Here is a 13408-nt window from a genome sequence, read left to right on the forward strand (position 1 = left end):
ATGCGCGATACCGCCATTCGGACTGGCGCGCACTTGCGCCCCCCCAGGTGCCCCTCGTACCGGGCTAAGACCAAAGTCGTGCGGCAACATGCATGCCGGCTCTGGGGGTGCCGCGAATTCGCTGCCAGGCTCCGGCCGACGGGCTCCGGCGAGGCAGCCGGTTAAACGCCACCGACCGTTCGGCAATGGTGGCTGTCGTCGTGCGGTCGACTGCCAGGTTGTGTATCGGCCGTCGTTTCGGCGTAATTCGGGACGAGCGATAACAAAACGAGGGCGCGGCAATCGATCGCGGACCCGATCGGCTTGCCGGAGCCCGTGCGAGGAAGAGGCGATGACACCACAGCCAAGCTATGTGCACGGCGCCAGCCCGGCCAGCCTGTTGGGCAGCACGATCGGTCAGGCGTTCGATTCGGCGGTCGCCCGCTGGCCCGACCGATGCGCACTGGTCAGCCGGCATCAGAACGTGCGGTGGACCTATGCCGAGCTGGGGCATCGGGTCGATGCCTATGCCGCGGCGTTCGTGGCCATGGGCCTGGTGCCGGGCGACCGGATCGGAATCTGGTCGCATAACTGTGCCGAATGGCTGATCACCCAGTACGCCAGTGCCAAGGCAGGGCTGGTGCTGGTCAACGTCAACCCGGCCTATCGGCGGGCCGAGGTCGAATATGCGCTGGCCAAGGTCGGGGCGAAGGCACTGGTGGTCATGCCGCAGCACGCAACCAGCGACTATATCGCGCTGTTGCAGTCGTTGTTGCCCGAGTTGGCCGAGGCGCCGCCCGGCGAATTGCACAGCGCCGCGTTACCTGAATTGCGGTGGGTGATACGACTGGGTGAACAGGACACGCCGGGCATGGTTCGCTTCGACGATCTGCCCGAGCGCGCGGGGCCGTCGCACCAGGCGCGCGTCGCGGCGCTGGGCGCCGAACTGCAGGCCGACGAGCCGATCAACATCCAGTTCACGAGCGGCACCACGGGGCGGCCCAAGGGGGCGACACTGTCCCACCACAATATTCTCAACAACGGTTACTTCGTCGGTCGGGGCATGAACCTGAGCGCCGACGATGCGATCTGTGTGCCGGTGCCGCTGTATCACTGTTTCGGCATGGTGATGGGCAATCTGGCCGCGGTCACGCACGGTAGCGCGGTGGTCTATCCGGCCGGCGCGTTTGATGCGAGCGCCACGCTCGAAGCCGTGGCCGCCGAACGCTGTACTGCGCTATTCGGTGTGCCCACGATGTTCATCGCCGAAATGGGCCTGGCCGATTTCGCCGACTTCGACCTGGCCAGCCTGCGGACCGGGATCATGGCCGGCTCGCCCTGCCCACGGGCGGTGATGCAGCGCGTGATCGACGAGATGCACATGGACGAGGTCACCATCGCCTACGGCATGACCGAAACCTCGCCGGTGAGCTGTCAGACCGCGGTGGACGATGAACTCGAAGCACGCGTGGCCAGCGTCGGCCGGGTTCATCCGCATCTGGAGATCAAGATCGTCGATGCATCTTCACGCGTGGTGCCGCGTGGCCAACCGGGGGAGTTCTGTACGCGCGGCTATAGCGTGATGCTCGGCTACTGGGACGAGATCGAACGGACACGCGAGGCGATCGATGCCGCACGCTGGATGCATACCGGTGATCTGGCCGTCATGGACGACGCCGGCTACTGCCGCATCATCGGGCGGCTCAAGGATATGGTCATCCGGGGCGGCGAGAACGTCTATCCGCGCGAGATCGAGGAATATCTGTATCGTCATCCGGCCGTGGCCGATGTCCAGGTCATCGGTGTGCCCGATGCGCGCTACGGCGAGGAACTGTGCGCGTGGGTCCAGCTCACCGCCGCCGGGCAGCTCGACGAAGCGGGGTTGCGGGCCTTTTGCGAAGGTGAGATCGCGCATTACAAGATCCCGCGCTATGTACGCTTTGTCGATGCGTTCCCGCTGACCGTGACCGGCAAGGTGCAGAAATTCCGCATGCGGGAGCAGATGATCGCCGAGCTCGGGCTCGCCGAGGACTGATCGGCACAGCCGACGTCCGCCGCGCGAACGGCGGTCCGGACCGGGCCCGGATACATCGACGCCGGTAGAGATCGTTCGGGACATCAAGCGTGGATGCCGGGCCCAAGCGGGCCACACGGCGTGAGCGCCCATGCCGTATGCCGGGGCGATCGACATGCCGGGCGAAGACGGCGACCATCCCCGTCAGGCCAGTTCCCGATACGACAGAGCCCGGCTTTCCTGCGCCAGGGCGTCGCGTGCACTCGCGCCGGTTGTGTCGGCTGGGCCTCAGCCCGGCGGGCGATGATACCGGCCGGCCAGGGCTGCCAGGTAGCGCTCGGCCGAACGCTGGACCTTGGTATCGGCCCGCTCGTGCACGATCGTCTGCCACCAGCCGCCGTAGAGGGTGTCGAACCGGTAGGCAGCGACGGTCGTGGCGATCCGCTCGACCTCGAAGGCGGGCAAAGGAATCGTGTTGGGGTAGCTGTACATGAAGCTCACCCAGTCGCGGTCGGCGACCACCTGCACGATATCGCCGCTGAGAAGTGCGCCCTCCGGACGGCTCTGCCCCTGCCAGTGCAATACCGTGCCGCCGGGGAAATGACCGCCCAGGCGTACCAGCGTCAGGTCGTCATTCAGCACATGGCGGTCACCTTCCCAGAACCGGATTCGCGCGTCATCGCGCATCACCCAGTCACGGTCTTGGGCATGCAACAGCACCGGCGCATCGAACGCCTGTGCCCAGTCCACCATGGCGGTGTAGAAATGCGGATGCGAGATCGCAATCGCGTCGACGCCGCCCAACGCGTTCACGCCGGCCACGGTGGCTTCGTCCATCAGGCTGGTACAGTCCCAGAGGAGATTGAGCCCGCCGCTGCGCACGAGCAGGGCGCGCTGGCCGATGGCGAACTCGGGCTCGGTGCCGATACCGTACAGCCGGTCGTCGACACGTTCGATACGTGCGCTGTGCGTAGCCGCCAGTTCGGACGGCATCATCCACTGCTGGCCGTCCGGGCCGACGAATTGCCGGACATCCTCGCAGACGGGGCAGTGCGCGGGTGGCTTCGGCGTCGGCCTGAACTGCGTGCCGCAGGTCACGCACAGCCATGGGATCCCGGCGTCAGCCACGCTCGGCGAGTGCGTCAAGGCGCGCGCGCAGGGCCGTGATCTCGTCCATGAGCTCCAGCGCGAGCGCGAGACCGGAGACGTTGACGCCGAGATCGCGGTGCAGGCGGGCGGCGGTATGCACACGCGGCAGGTGGGTGGCGGCGAATTCCCAGCGGGAGCCCCGCTGTTGCGGCTCGATCACGCCTTCTTCGACGAGCAGCGTGATCCATTCCGCCTGAACGCCGGCCGATCGACACAGTTGGCCGAGCGTCAGGGTGGAACGGGTTTCGACGATTTCACAGGTCACCGTCGTGTGATCGCGATTTGCCATGATCAGACTCCCATTGCCGCGCGCGGATTGAACGCCATCGTATCGGCCATGTCCTGGTAAAGCTTGCGTGCGGCATCGCTGTCGGCCGGGGGCAGGACGATACGCAATACCGCATACAGATCGCCCGGCGTGCGCCCGGGCATGCCGCGGCCCTTGAGCCGCAAGCGCCGGCCGCCGTTGGAGTTGGGCGGGATCTTCAGGTCCACCGGCCCGGCCGGGGTCGGCGTCTTGACCGTGGCCCCGAGTGCCGCTTCCCATGGAGCGACCGGCAGGTCGACGATCAGATCGGACCCGTCCAGGCGATACAGCGGATGGGTGCGGAAGCCGATTTCCAGATACAGGTCGCCGGCCGGGGCATCTCCGATACCCGGCGTGCCCTGGCCGGTCAGGCGCAGCTGCTGACCGGCTCGTACGCCCTTGGGCACGGTGACCTTGAGCGAGCGGGTGCGCTCGACCACATGGCCGTGTTCGTCGATCGCGGGTGCACGCAGGCTGACCGTACGGGTGCTGCCGGTAAAGGCATCCTCGAGATCGACTTCGATCCTCGCGGTGTGGTCCTGGCCGCGTACATGAGCCGTACCCCGGCCGCCCGCGGCACCGCCACCGGCATAGCCGCGGCCGAACATCGACTCGAAGAAATCGCTGAAGTCGGAAGCATCGGCGCCGGTGAAACCGCCGCCGTGGAAATCGAATCCGGAGTCGGCGCCGCGGCCCGTGCCCGCGCCCGCACCTGGACGTTGTCCGGCCTCCGTGCGGCCATAACCGCCGGGCGGGATCTGGTCGTAGGCAGCGCGTTTTTCCGGGTCGCGAAGCACTTCGTAGGCCTCGTTGACGTCCTTGAAGCGGTCTTCCGCGTCGGCTTCCTTGCTGACATCCGGATGGTATTTGCGGGCCAGCTTTCGATACGCACGCTTGATCTCGTCGTCGCCGGCGGATCGCTCCACGCCGAGGGTTTCGTAATAGTTCTTGTATTCCATGAGGACAGACGCAGGACCGATGATTGCCGTAGCCAGAATTTAGGTGCGCCGAGGCCTGGATTCAATCGAGTCGGGGCATGGCGTTACGAACGAGCGCGCCGCCGTACGGGCTTGCGCCGTATATAGAGCTGTTTTTTCGCCCGCGCGACGACGGTGCCGTCCGCGGTGGCGATATCGTTTTCGAACCAGCGTAGGTGCTTGCGGCCTCCGGCAGCGGCCTCGATCAGCTCGTCGCGGGTCGTGTCGTCCATTCGAAACTCGGCATATACCGTTTCGCGGCCGGGGGCCACGAATTCGATGGCGCCGGCCGCGTCCCATACGATGAACCCGCGGCCCATGCGTTCGATCGCCAGAATCGCCCAGAACGGATCACACATCTTGAACAGATTGCCGCCGAACTGGGTGCCCATATAGTTGCGATTCCAGGGCCGGAACTTGAGTGCCACCCGCGCGTAGGACCAATCGGAGGCGATTGTCTCCACTCGTATGCCGCTCGCGGCGAACGGCGGCCAGGCATTCATCATGTGGCGGAGTACGAGTGGCTTCATCGGTATCTCTGGAACGGTTGTCTAGCCGCAGTCTAGGCCCTGTCGATGTTGCATACGAATCCGTACCGAACGCGGTCCCGCGGCAGCCCAGATCGTTCCGCGCGCTGCATGGCAATATCGCTTGAACGGGGGGCGTACCCAGCGGCCACGGGCTGGTGGTCGTCCGGGCGATCGGATCCGCGCTCCCGGCTTGCCGTACCGGCGGTTTCGCGGCTCAAGGCCTCGGCACGACGAGTCGGTGGCTGACGGCTTGGCGCAACCTGTGCGCAGACACGCCTGCGGTCGGCATCCGGCACCGACGAGCCCTGATCGCGGCGGGCCGGGCTGTCACCCTGGGCGATAAGTCCGTATTGTGGGGAGGGTCAGTCATCGTATCGCCGCGTCGAGCCGGCGCTCGCCGTGGGGCCCATGCAGAATCTCATCGATTACCTGAGCGGCATCGCCGAGGCGCACGAGGTCGATCCATTGCTATTCGTGCTCATCTATCTGGTGAGCACGCCGCCGTTTCTGCTGATCAGCGCCTGGCTGTTTCATCATATTCGAAGAGAAAAGCCGCTTGCCTTGCTGGTGCTCGGCTGGGCGTTCTGTTACTCGGCGCCGTATCTGTATGTTCTGGCCGTCGGGCGGGACCTGCCGTTCTGGGTGTATGTGATGGTGGCCTTGCTGGTGATCGGGGGCCTGGCGGTGGCCGGGCGCGGATTGCTGCGGCGTTTGCGAGCCAATCGCCAGCGCCGGGCCTGATCGCAACTCCACCCGCCACGTCGCCGCGCGATATACTCTCGCGATGCCCGAGGCCAGCCCGCTTACCCTGACTGTCGTTGCCGCGCTGCTGGTCATCTATCTGTTCGGCGGGTTCATCAAGGGCGCCGCCGCGTTCGGCCAGCCGATGCTCACGATACCGCTGTCGAGTTTTCTGCTGCCGGTGCCGACGGCGATCGCCATCTCGATCGCGCCGGTCATGGTCGCCAATGTCGTTCAGCTCATCCAGAACCGGCGGGTGTTCCGCGCCACGTTCGTCTACTGGCCGTTCTATGTCACGCTGGTTCTGGCGATGATACTGGGTCTGGTGGTGCTCTCGAACGTCGGCCACGAGGGCCTGCTCACGCTGATCGGCACCCTCATTCTGGTGTTCGTGGCGGTACAGGCCAGCGGCTGGCAGCCGGCGATCGCGACTCCGTTGCGTGTGCGGGCGCAGCTGGTCACCGGCGCTGCATCCGGGCTGCTCGCCGGCATGACGTCTTTCGTGAGTTTCCCGTCCATCCCGGTGTTTGTGGCCGCACGCATGCAGCGGGATGTCTTCGCGATGGTCATCGGCGTCATGTTTCTCCTCGCCTCGGCGATTCTTTCCACCGGGCTGACCGTACTGGGTGTCTACGGCCGGGCCGAGGTGCTGACCGCTGTCGCCTGTATCGCGCCGTCGGCGGGCGGGCAGATGCTCGGCCAGTATGTACGCGACCGGTTGCCCGAGCGTCGTCTTCGGGCCATCGTGTTCAGCATGCTCGCAGCGATGGGCGCAAGCCTGATCCTGCGCGGCCTGTGGTAGCTGCGCTGTGACGATGCCACGGCGGCGAATGCGTACGCGTCAGCCGGCCAGATCGGCGATCCGCACTCGGGTGAGACACGCTGCCACGACACGGCTGCGCACCGCCTGGGCGCGTGTGAGCGTGGCCGGGCGGCGCGTCTTTGCCCGGTCGGGCGAGGCCTCAGCGATCCGCGTTGCGTGTGATGCAGTAGACGCGTTCGCAGGCCTGGGTCAGGCCTCGCGCGCGTAGATGGTCGTTGCGGCTCAGGCCGCTACGCTCGGAGACACAGGCGATATCGGCCCGATCACCATAGAGCCGATGCACCTCGCTATCGCCGACTGCGAACGGCGGACCCGACATTTCCTGCTGGTCGTAGTCGAGGGTGATCAGCAGAATGCGCGCACCGGGGGCGAGCCCGTCCAACAGGTGTTTCGCGTAGTCCGCCCGCAGCTCGGGCGGAAGCGCGATCAGCGCGGCCCGATCGTAGACCGCGCCAAAACGCGCGATACGCTCGACCGGATACGCGAAGAAGTCGCCCACGTAGAGCTCGACTCCTTGACCTGAGATATGCCTGAACGGGCCTTCATCGGTGGTCTCGCGCGGGATGCGCTGCTCGTCGAAGAAATCGGCCGCGGCCCGCTCGCTGAACTCGATTCCGGTTACGGAATGGCCGCGGCTGGCCAGCCATGCCATGTCCGGCGTCTTGCCACACAACGGCACCAGCACCGGGGCATCCTCGGCCAGTTCCAGCGTCGGCCAGAACCGGTGTAGCAGGGGCTGGCCCTTGGGTTGATGAAAACCGATCTGCTGGTTGTCCCAGCGCTCTAGCCAGAAATCACGATCCATACGGCGGCTCGGGTTGGAGATCCAGTTCCGGATAATGACGGAATACGCCGTCGGTGTTGAAGGCCATTCGCCGATCGCTGGCCAGATAGGCCGCCAGTCGCGGGCGAGCGGCCACGCGTGCGGCCAGGGCGCTCACGTTCGGAACGGCGCGTTCGGCCGCATGCATGGCGCGCGGCAACGCGTAGCGCAGGCCGGCAACGACCTGGAACAGATACAGATCGGCCGTTGAACAGGCGTCACCCGCCAGCCAGGGTCGGCGCTTGCCGCGGGCATCGAGCACCGATTCGAAATAGCCGAGAAACCGGGGCAGGCGCTGGTCGATGAAGGTCGCTGCCGCGCGAACCGCGACCTCGCGCTGGTCTTCGTAGTACAGGCCCGGGCCCAGCGGATGGTGAATGTCATGAATCTCGGCAGTGAAATCGGTCAGGGTCAGGGCTAGCGCATGACACCAGAGCCGGCCGGCTTCGTCGGCGGGCGCCAGGGCCAGTCGCGGCCCGAGAAACGCCAGAATGTTGGCCACGTGCGAGATCTCAAGATCGCCGGCACGCAGATAGGGCGGTGCAAACGGTGGACGTGCCCGGTGCCGCGTGTCCAGGCCGGCGGCCACCGCCGCGCTCGCGTGTTCGGCGTCCTGCGAATACGCGATGTCCACATAATCGGCGCCGGCGTCTTCGAGTGCCAGACGTATGAATTCGCCGCGACCGGGAATGTCGGGCCAGTAATAGAGTTCGTAGCGCATCGTCAGGTCTCGTCGTCGAAGGAGCGGATCCGCTCAGAGCAGGCTGGCCTGCAGCGGCTGGGTCTCGGCGTCGACAAAACCCGACAGGCCTCCCCCCACGAGCCGGTAACGGGTTAGGTGGTCGTCTTCGACCCGGTCTCGCAGCGCACAGGCAATGGCGGCCACATCGGCTGCCGAAGCCGGTCGTGCTGCGGGGGTGAAACTGCGTGTGAGAATACGGAAGTCGGAAGTCTTGAGCTTGAGCACCACCGTGCGTGCAACGCGGGTCTGCTTGCGTCGATGATTGGCCCAGGTCTTTTCTGCCAGACGCTCGATATGCGGGGTCAGCTCGGCCAGTGGCAGATCCTCCCGCAATGTGTCCTCCGCGGATACCTGCGAAGCAGCGCGTCGCGGCTGCACCGGTCGGTCATCGATACCGTGCGACAGCTCATGCAGTCGCCACCCCCAGCGACCGAAACGCGCCACGAGCAGATCCGCGTCGACGCTGCGCAGATCGCCTACCGTTGCGATACCCATGGCCGTCAGGCGTGTTTTCATCACTTTGCCGACGCCGGGAATCTTGCCGATATCCAGTGGCAGGAGAAAGGCATCGACCCGGCGTGGGCTGACTACGAACTGGCCATCGGGCTTGCGCCAGTCGGAGGCGATCTTGGCCAGGAACTTGTTTGGCGCGATGCCCGCAGACGCGGTCAGCCCGGTCTCCCGGAGGATATCGGCACGGATGGCTCGTGCCGTGGCGGTGGCCGACTGCAGCGCCTGCCGGTCTTCGGTGACATCGAGATACGCCTCGTCCAGCGACAATGGTTCGACCAGGTCGGTGTACTGGTAGAAAATCGCCCGGATTTGCTGCGAGATCGCCTTGTACCGGGCAAAGTCCGGTGGCACGAAAACCGCCTGGGGGCAGAGCCGTTCGGCGCGCACCGCCGGCATCGCTGAACGCACGCCGAAAACCCGTGCTTCGTAGCTGGCCGCGGTGACCACCGAACGCAGACCGCGTTTGGCCACCACGACCGGCCGGCCGCGCAGCTCGGGCGCATCGCGCTGTTCGACCGACGCATAGAAAGCGTCCATATCGACATGCACGATCTTGCGAAGCGCACCACTCATGGTCGGTCTACGCACCCCGAGCGATACCGGACGACAGCGGCGCGGCTAAGACCACGCCGGTCCGACGCGCTACCATAGCCGGCCAGAGCCGACCCCGCGCCCGTGGCGGTCGCATTTCTCATTGATAAGCACTGCATCATGGATCGTCAGCGATATTACACCCTGCGTTTTTCCTGTCCCGACTGTGTCGGTATCGTGGCCCGAGTAGCCGGCTTCTTCGCTGAAAACGGCGGTTGGATACTCAGGTCGGCGCAGCACTCCGATGAGGCGTCCGGGCAGTTCTTCATGCGTGTCGAAGTGCGGGCCGAATCGGTCGTCATGGATCTGGACGCGCTCCGTGACGCCTTCGACCCGGTCGCCCGATCGTTTTCCATGGACTGGCAGATCAGCGACAGCGCACACCGCAAGCGGGTCGTGATCCTGGTCTCTCGACAGATGCACTGTCTGTACGACCTACTCGAGCGCTGGGCTTCGGGTGAACTGGAGATCGATATCCCCTGCGTGATCTCCAACCACGATGATGCCCGTGGGCTGGTGGAATGGCACGGGATTGCATATCACCACGTGCCTATCGACGCCGACAACAAGAAGGCCGCCTTCGAGCGGATCGAGCATCTGTTCGATCAGGCACGCGGAGAGGCCATGGTGCTGGCGCGCTTCATGCAGATTCTGCCCGCGCGACTGTGCGAGGCGCTGGCCGGGCGCGTGCTCAATATCCACCACAGTTTCCTGCCGAGTTTCGTCGGCGCGTCACCGTATCTCCAGGCCTGGCGGCGTGGCGTCAAGCAGGTCGGTGCGACCTGCCACTACGTCACTGCGGAACTGGACCAGGGGCCGATCATCGACCAGGATGTCACCCGCGTCGACCATGCCGATACCGTCGGCGACCTCATGCGCTATGGCAAGGATATCGAAAAGGCCGTTCTGGCCCGTGGGCTGCGTCACCATCTGGAAGACCGGGTCATGATCAGCGGCCATCGCACGATCGTGCTCTAGCGGTCTCGCAGACCCGCTCTCCGGTATACGGTGCGATCCTATTCTCGGAGGCAGTTGTGGCGCCCCGCGCGGGGCGGGTGCCGGACCGAAAGTAAGGCGAAACGGTCCGGCAGGTGGCGTAGCGTCGCAGCCTGACCGGCGCGTGCGATCAGCTGCTTGGGTCCGGATTCATCGTGCGGGCGATATCGAGCTGCGGATAGTGGTTCTCCACACGATGTATATCCGCATGGGTCTTGTCGATGATCCACCGCTGGAGCTGCGCGACCGGCTCGCGGGCAGGTTTGGCGCGCGAGCGAACGAAATGACACAGCCGCCCAGTGGCCACGCAGGTATCCAGCGCCGGGACCAGCGCGCCGATATCCAGCCAGTGCGCGACCACGTTGAGCCAGCCGACCGCGATTCCCTGGCCCATGAGTGCTGCCTGCAATACCACCGCATAATCCGAAAAACTCAGCGTGCTCGCCGCCGGCCAGCGCTCGGCTAACGCGGGAAACAGCTCGAACCAGTCGGTCGGGCTGCCGGTGAGGTTGATCAACGTCGGCGCGGGCGACTGGTCGCCAGGCCCTGCGGTGATATCGCGCAGATAGGCCGGGCTGCAGACCGGTACCAATATCTCCGGCAGAATCAGGTCTGCATCGTGCGACGCATCGCTTCCGCTAATGAACCGCATGCCCAGATCCACGTCCTCTACCGGGCCGCCGATTGCGCCGGAGATCAGCTGAAAACGCAGATCCAGACGCGGCATCGCTGCCTGTAGCTCGTGCATGCGCGGCATCAGCCAGTGGGTGGTGAACGCAGTCGAGACCGAAAGCGACACGGTATCCACGGTCTCGTTTCGCGCGCTTATTTGTTCAATTGACGACTCGATCGAGCGGAAACCGTCCGATACCCCTCGATAAAGAATCTGTCCGTTCTCAGTCAGTTCGAGACGGCCTTTATCTCGCCGAAACAGCCTCACCCCCATATGATCTTCAAGACGGGCAATCATGCGGCTCACTGCCGGTTGGGTGACATAAAGCTCGGTCGCTGCACGCGTGAAATTACCGCATCGTGCGGCGGATTCGAACACGAACAAAGCGTGCGCACTGGGAAGTTTTCGGCGAAGCGAGGTCATGATCTGAGGTTATGCTTGATCCAATTATTTTTCAATTGCAACCCGATAGTCGGCTGTTCTACCGTCGAGATAGAGACAGGCGAAGAGGACACTAAATCGTCGTTGCCGGCCAGGCGTGCGGTAATTAGTTCGTGACGATGCGGCTGTGTCCTGGCAAGCCACGTGGATACGGATATTTGCACAAACTACCGTGCATCGTTATAGCGCGAGTGCGCTGGTCTGGGGCGGCCGATGCGTCGGTTCGGTGCAGATCCGTCGGCGAGAACGAAGCACGATCGAGAGAGGGCAAATGAAGACTCGAGATAGCGTTGGCGTACGGATCAGGGGCGCTCGCAAGGTCTACGGACGAACGGTCGCCGTTCACGAGACCGATCTGGATATTGCGCCCGGCGAGTTCGTCTCTCTACTCGGACCCTCCGGCTCGGGCAAGACCACGCTCCTGGGCATGCTCGGCGGGTTCGTGATGCCCAGTGGTGGCACGATCCATATCGGTGATCGCGACATGACCTTCACGCCGCCGCACAAACGCGATATCGGCGTGGTGTTCCAGAGCTACGCGCTGTTCCCTCATATGACGGTGGGCGAGAACGTCGCCTTCCCGCTTCGCGCTCGTCGGATGGCCAAAGCCGAGCAGGCCGAACGCGTACGCGATGCACTGGCCATGGTCGACCTGGCCGGTTACGGCGATCGCGGCGTATTGCAGTTGTCCGGTGGCCAGCGGCAGCGCGTGGCGCTGGCCCGGGCGATCGTGTTCGAACCGGCACTCATTCTCATGGACGAGCCGCTCTCGGCGCTGGACAAGCAGCTGCGCGAAATCATGCAGATGGAGCTGCGAGCGCTGCACCGGAAATTGGGCGCGACGATCATCTATGTCACCCATGATCAGCGTGAGGCCTTGACCATGAGCGATCGGATCGTGGTCCTGCGCGACGGACGCATCGCCCAGGTCGGCACGCCGCAGACGCTGCACGACAGCCCGGTGGATTCATTCGTGGCCGAGTTCGTGGGCGAGTCGCGGTTATTGCCGGTGCGCGCGACCGGCGACCGTCAGGTGGCCTATGCCGGTATCACGCTGACAACACGTGACCCGGTGCCGGCTGCCGAGTCGCTGGTGCTCGTTCTTCAGACCGCCAAGCTTGTACTCGATGTCGGCGATCTGCCCGAGGTGTTCAACCGCATCAGCGGTCGTGTCTCCGAAGTCGTCTATCAGGGCGAAAGCCTGCGTGTGCTGGTTGCGCTGGCCGACGGCACGGTCGTGCGTCTGAACCATCCGACCCATGACGCCGCGCGTCGACACGCCCCGGCGATCGGCGACGACATCACCGTGGCCATCCATCCCAACGACACCGTTGTGGTCCCCGTGGCCCACGGCTATTCATCTACTTCGATAGAAAAGGAAGACGCAGCGTGAGCGAACTCGATTACAGCCAATTTCGCGTATTGACCTTCGATGTGGTGGGCACACTGATCGACTTTGAAAAGGGTGTGCTTGATTCGGTTCGTCGACTGGGCGGCGATGCCGCGACCGGATTGAGCGACGACGATATCTTCGGCGCCTACAAGCGCGGTCGTAGCGCCAACCCGGGCCGGTCCAGCCAGGCGATGGCACAGGTCTATCGCGAGCTGGCCGGTGAGCTGGGGCTACCCGCCGATGACAGCCGAGCCGAATCGTTTCAGCTCGACGTCATCGACTGGCCGGCCTTTTCGGACTCGGCACAGGCGCTGGCCCGGCTACGGCGAAATTTCCGCCTCGTGGCCATGACCAACGCCGACCGGACCGCGTTCACCTCCTATGCCGAGAAGCTGGGCTGGCCGTTCCACGACAGCGTCACGTTCGATGAAACCGGCACGGCCAAACCCGATCCCCAGTATTTCGCCTATAACCGGGGCCGCCAGTACGCCTTCGGCTATCGTTTCGAGGAAATCCTGCACGTGGCCCAGAGCCAGTATCACGATATCGGCGTGGCCCGCGAGCTGGGTTATACGGTGTGCTGGATCGAACGTCGGCACGGGCAGAAAGGCTTTGGCGGCACCCCGGATCCGAAGCAGGTGACCACCCCGGATGCCCATTTCACCACGCTCGCCGGACTCGCCGATGCGGTCGAGGCCGGAATGGCAACGGCCTGA

The 13408-nt window shown here is 64.7% G+C and carries 14 protein-coding genes and 1 pseudogene; 6 read left to right on the forward strand and 9 right to left on the reverse strand.

Features of this window, described 5'->3' with window-relative positions; genetic code table 11:
• Nucleotides 1–331: 331 nt before the first annotated feature.
• Nucleotides 332–2014, forward strand: a complete 1683-nt coding sequence (locus tag T31B1_RS15280) for an AMP-binding protein (protein WP_353250393.1) — start codon at nucleotides 332–334, stop codon at nucleotides 2012–2014.
• Nucleotides 2015–2281: 267 nt separating this feature from the next.
• Here T31B1_RS15280 and T31B1_RS15285 read toward each other — a convergent pair whose 3' ends face one another.
• The 4 genes from T31B1_RS15285 to T31B1_RS15300 all read right to left on the reverse strand — a co-directional run bounded on the left by T31B1_RS15285 (nucleotide 2282) and on the right by T31B1_RS15300 (nucleotide 4956).
• The gene (locus T31B1_RS15285) at nucleotides 2282–3121 is read right to left on the reverse strand and encodes an MBL fold metallo-hydrolase (protein WP_353250394.1); all 840 of its coding nucleotides are present in this window, start codon (nucleotides 3119–3121) and stop codon (nucleotides 2282–2284) included.
• Entirely contained in the window at nucleotides 3114–3431 is a 318-nt protein-coding gene (locus T31B1_RS15290; RefSeq protein WP_353250395.1) for a chaperone modulator CbpM, read from the reverse strand. Before T31B1_RS15290 ends, T31B1_RS15285 begins: the two co-directional genes overlap by 8 nt.
• 2 nt (nucleotides 3432–3433) lie before the next feature.
• Nucleotides 3434–4408 (reverse strand): DnaJ C-terminal domain-containing protein, encoded by a 975-nt coding sequence (locus tag T31B1_RS15295; RefSeq protein WP_353250396.1) that lies wholly within the window; start codon nucleotides 4406–4408, stop codon nucleotides 3434–3436.
• Between the two features lie 83 nt (nucleotides 4409–4491).
• Nucleotides 4492–4956 (reverse strand): DUF4442 domain-containing protein, encoded by a 465-nt coding sequence (locus T31B1_RS15300; protein ID WP_353250397.1) that lies wholly within the window; start codon nucleotides 4954–4956, stop codon nucleotides 4492–4494.
• A 408-nt stretch (nucleotides 4957–5364) separates the two neighbouring features.
• Here T31B1_RS15300 and T31B1_RS15305 point away from each other — a divergent pair, with 408 nt between their 5' ends.
• A complete protein-coding gene (locus T31B1_RS15305; protein WP_353250398.1) occupies nucleotides 5365–5697 on the forward strand; it encodes a hypothetical protein in 333 nt (110 codons plus the stop codon).
• Between the two features lie 43 nt (nucleotides 5698–5740).
• Nucleotides 5741–6499, forward strand: coding sequence for a TSUP family transporter (locus tag T31B1_RS15310; RefSeq protein WP_353250399.1), 759 nt, complete (start codon nucleotides 5741–5743; stop codon nucleotides 6497–6499).
• Between the two features lie 160 nt (nucleotides 6500–6659).
• On the opposite strand, the gene T31B1_RS15315 is transcribed toward T31B1_RS15310, so the two are convergent.
• Genes T31B1_RS15315 through dinB form a run of 3 tightly spaced genes read right to left on the reverse strand, consistent with a single transcriptional unit; the run spans nucleotide 6660 to nucleotide 9171 of the window.
• Entirely contained in the window at nucleotides 6660–7325 is a 666-nt protein-coding gene (locus T31B1_RS15315) for a thiopurine S-methyltransferase (RefSeq protein ID WP_353250400.1), read from the reverse strand.
• Nucleotides 7315–8064 carry a glutathione S-transferase gene (locus T31B1_RS15320; protein WP_353250401.1) on the reverse strand — a complete coding sequence of 250 codons (750 nt, stop codon included), beginning with the start codon at nucleotides 8062–8064 and terminating at the stop codon, nucleotides 7315–7317. Before T31B1_RS15320 ends, T31B1_RS15315 begins: the two co-directional genes overlap by 11 nt.
• 33 nt (nucleotides 8065–8097) lie before the next feature.
• Nucleotides 8098–9171 (reverse strand): DNA polymerase IV, encoded by a 1074-nt coding sequence (dinB, locus tag T31B1_RS15325; protein WP_353250402.1) that lies wholly within the window; start codon nucleotides 9169–9171, stop codon nucleotides 8098–8100.
• Nucleotides 9172–9309: 138 nt separating this feature from the next.
• On the opposite strand from dinB, the gene purU reads away from it, so the two are divergent.
• Nucleotides 9310–10167, forward strand: coding sequence for a formyltetrahydrofolate deformylase (gene purU, locus T31B1_RS15330; protein ID WP_353250403.1), 858 nt, complete (start codon nucleotides 9310–9312; stop codon nucleotides 10165–10167).
• 148 nt (nucleotides 10168–10315) lie between these two features.
• On the opposite strand, the gene T31B1_RS15335 is transcribed toward purU, so the two are convergent.
• On the reverse strand, nucleotides 10316–10993 hold the full coding sequence (locus T31B1_RS15335) for a LysR substrate-binding domain-containing protein (RefSeq protein ID WP_353250693.1): 678 nt from the start codon (nucleotides 10991–10993) through the stop codon (nucleotides 10316–10318).
• Nucleotides 10994–11083: 90 nt separating this feature from the next.
• Nucleotides 11084–11281, reverse strand: a pseudogene (locus tag T31B1_RS15340) (LysR family transcriptional regulator); the annotation flags it as partial.
• Nucleotides 11282–11570: 289 nt separating this feature from the next.
• Here T31B1_RS15340 and T31B1_RS15345 point away from each other — a divergent pair.
• Together T31B1_RS15345 and T31B1_RS15350 are read left to right on the forward strand one after the other, a co-directional pair.
• Complete coding sequence (locus tag T31B1_RS15345; RefSeq protein WP_353250404.1) at nucleotides 11571–12692, forward strand: ABC transporter ATP-binding protein; 1122 nt, start codon at nucleotides 11571–11573, stop codon at nucleotides 12690–12692.
• Complete coding sequence (locus T31B1_RS15350; protein WP_353250405.1) at nucleotides 12689–13408, forward strand: HAD-IA family hydrolase; 720 nt, start codon at nucleotides 12689–12691, stop codon at nucleotides 13406–13408. The genes T31B1_RS15345 and T31B1_RS15350 overlap by 4 nt, the downstream gene beginning before the upstream one ends.

The organism is Salinisphaera sp. T31B1, assembly GCF_040361275.1.
GTDB lineage: Bacteria > Pseudomonadota > Gammaproteobacteria > Nevskiales > Salinisphaeraceae > Salinisphaera.

Excerpts from the sequence above, each read along its gene's own strand:
- T31B1_RS15345 (WP_353250404.1), top strand. The coding sequence starts at position 11,571 with ATGAAGACTCGAGATAGCGTTGGCGTACGGATCAGGGGCGCTCGCAAG.
- T31B1_RS15280 (WP_353250393.1), top strand. The coding sequence starts at position 332 with ATGACACCACAGCCAAGCTATGTGCACGGCGCCAGCCCGGCCAGCCTG.
- T31B1_RS15320 (WP_353250401.1), bottom strand. The coding sequence starts at position 8,064 with ATGCGCTACGAACTCTATTACTGGCCCGACATTCCCGGTCGCGGCGAA.
- T31B1_RS15300 (WP_353250397.1), bottom strand. The coding sequence starts at position 4,956 with ATGAAGCCACTCGTACTCCGCCACATGATGAATGCCTGGCCGCCGTTC.
- T31B1_RS15295 (WP_353250396.1), bottom strand. The coding sequence starts at position 4,408 with ATGGAATACAAGAACTATTACGAAACCCTCGGCGTGGAGCGATCCGCC.
- T31B1_RS15315 (WP_353250400.1), bottom strand. The coding sequence starts at position 7,325 with ATGGATCGTGATTTCTGGCTAGAGCGCTGGGACAACCAGCAGATCGGT.
- T31B1_RS15290 (WP_353250395.1), bottom strand. The coding sequence starts at position 3,431 with ATGGCAAATCGCGATCACACGACGGTGACCTGTGAAATCGTCGAAACC.
- dinB (WP_353250402.1), bottom strand. The coding sequence starts at position 9,171 with ATGAGTGGTGCGCTTCGCAAGATCGTGCATGTCGATATGGACGCTTTC.
- T31B1_RS15310 (WP_353250399.1), top strand. The coding sequence starts at position 5,741 with ATGCCCGAGGCCAGCCCGCTTACCCTGACTGTCGTTGCCGCGCTGCTG.
- T31B1_RS15305 (WP_353250398.1), top strand. The coding sequence starts at position 5,365 with ATGCAGAATCTCATCGATTACCTGAGCGGCATCGCCGAGGCGCACGAG.
- purU (WP_353250403.1), top strand. The coding sequence starts at position 9,310 with ATGGATCGTCAGCGATATTACACCCTGCGTTTTTCCTGTCCCGACTGT.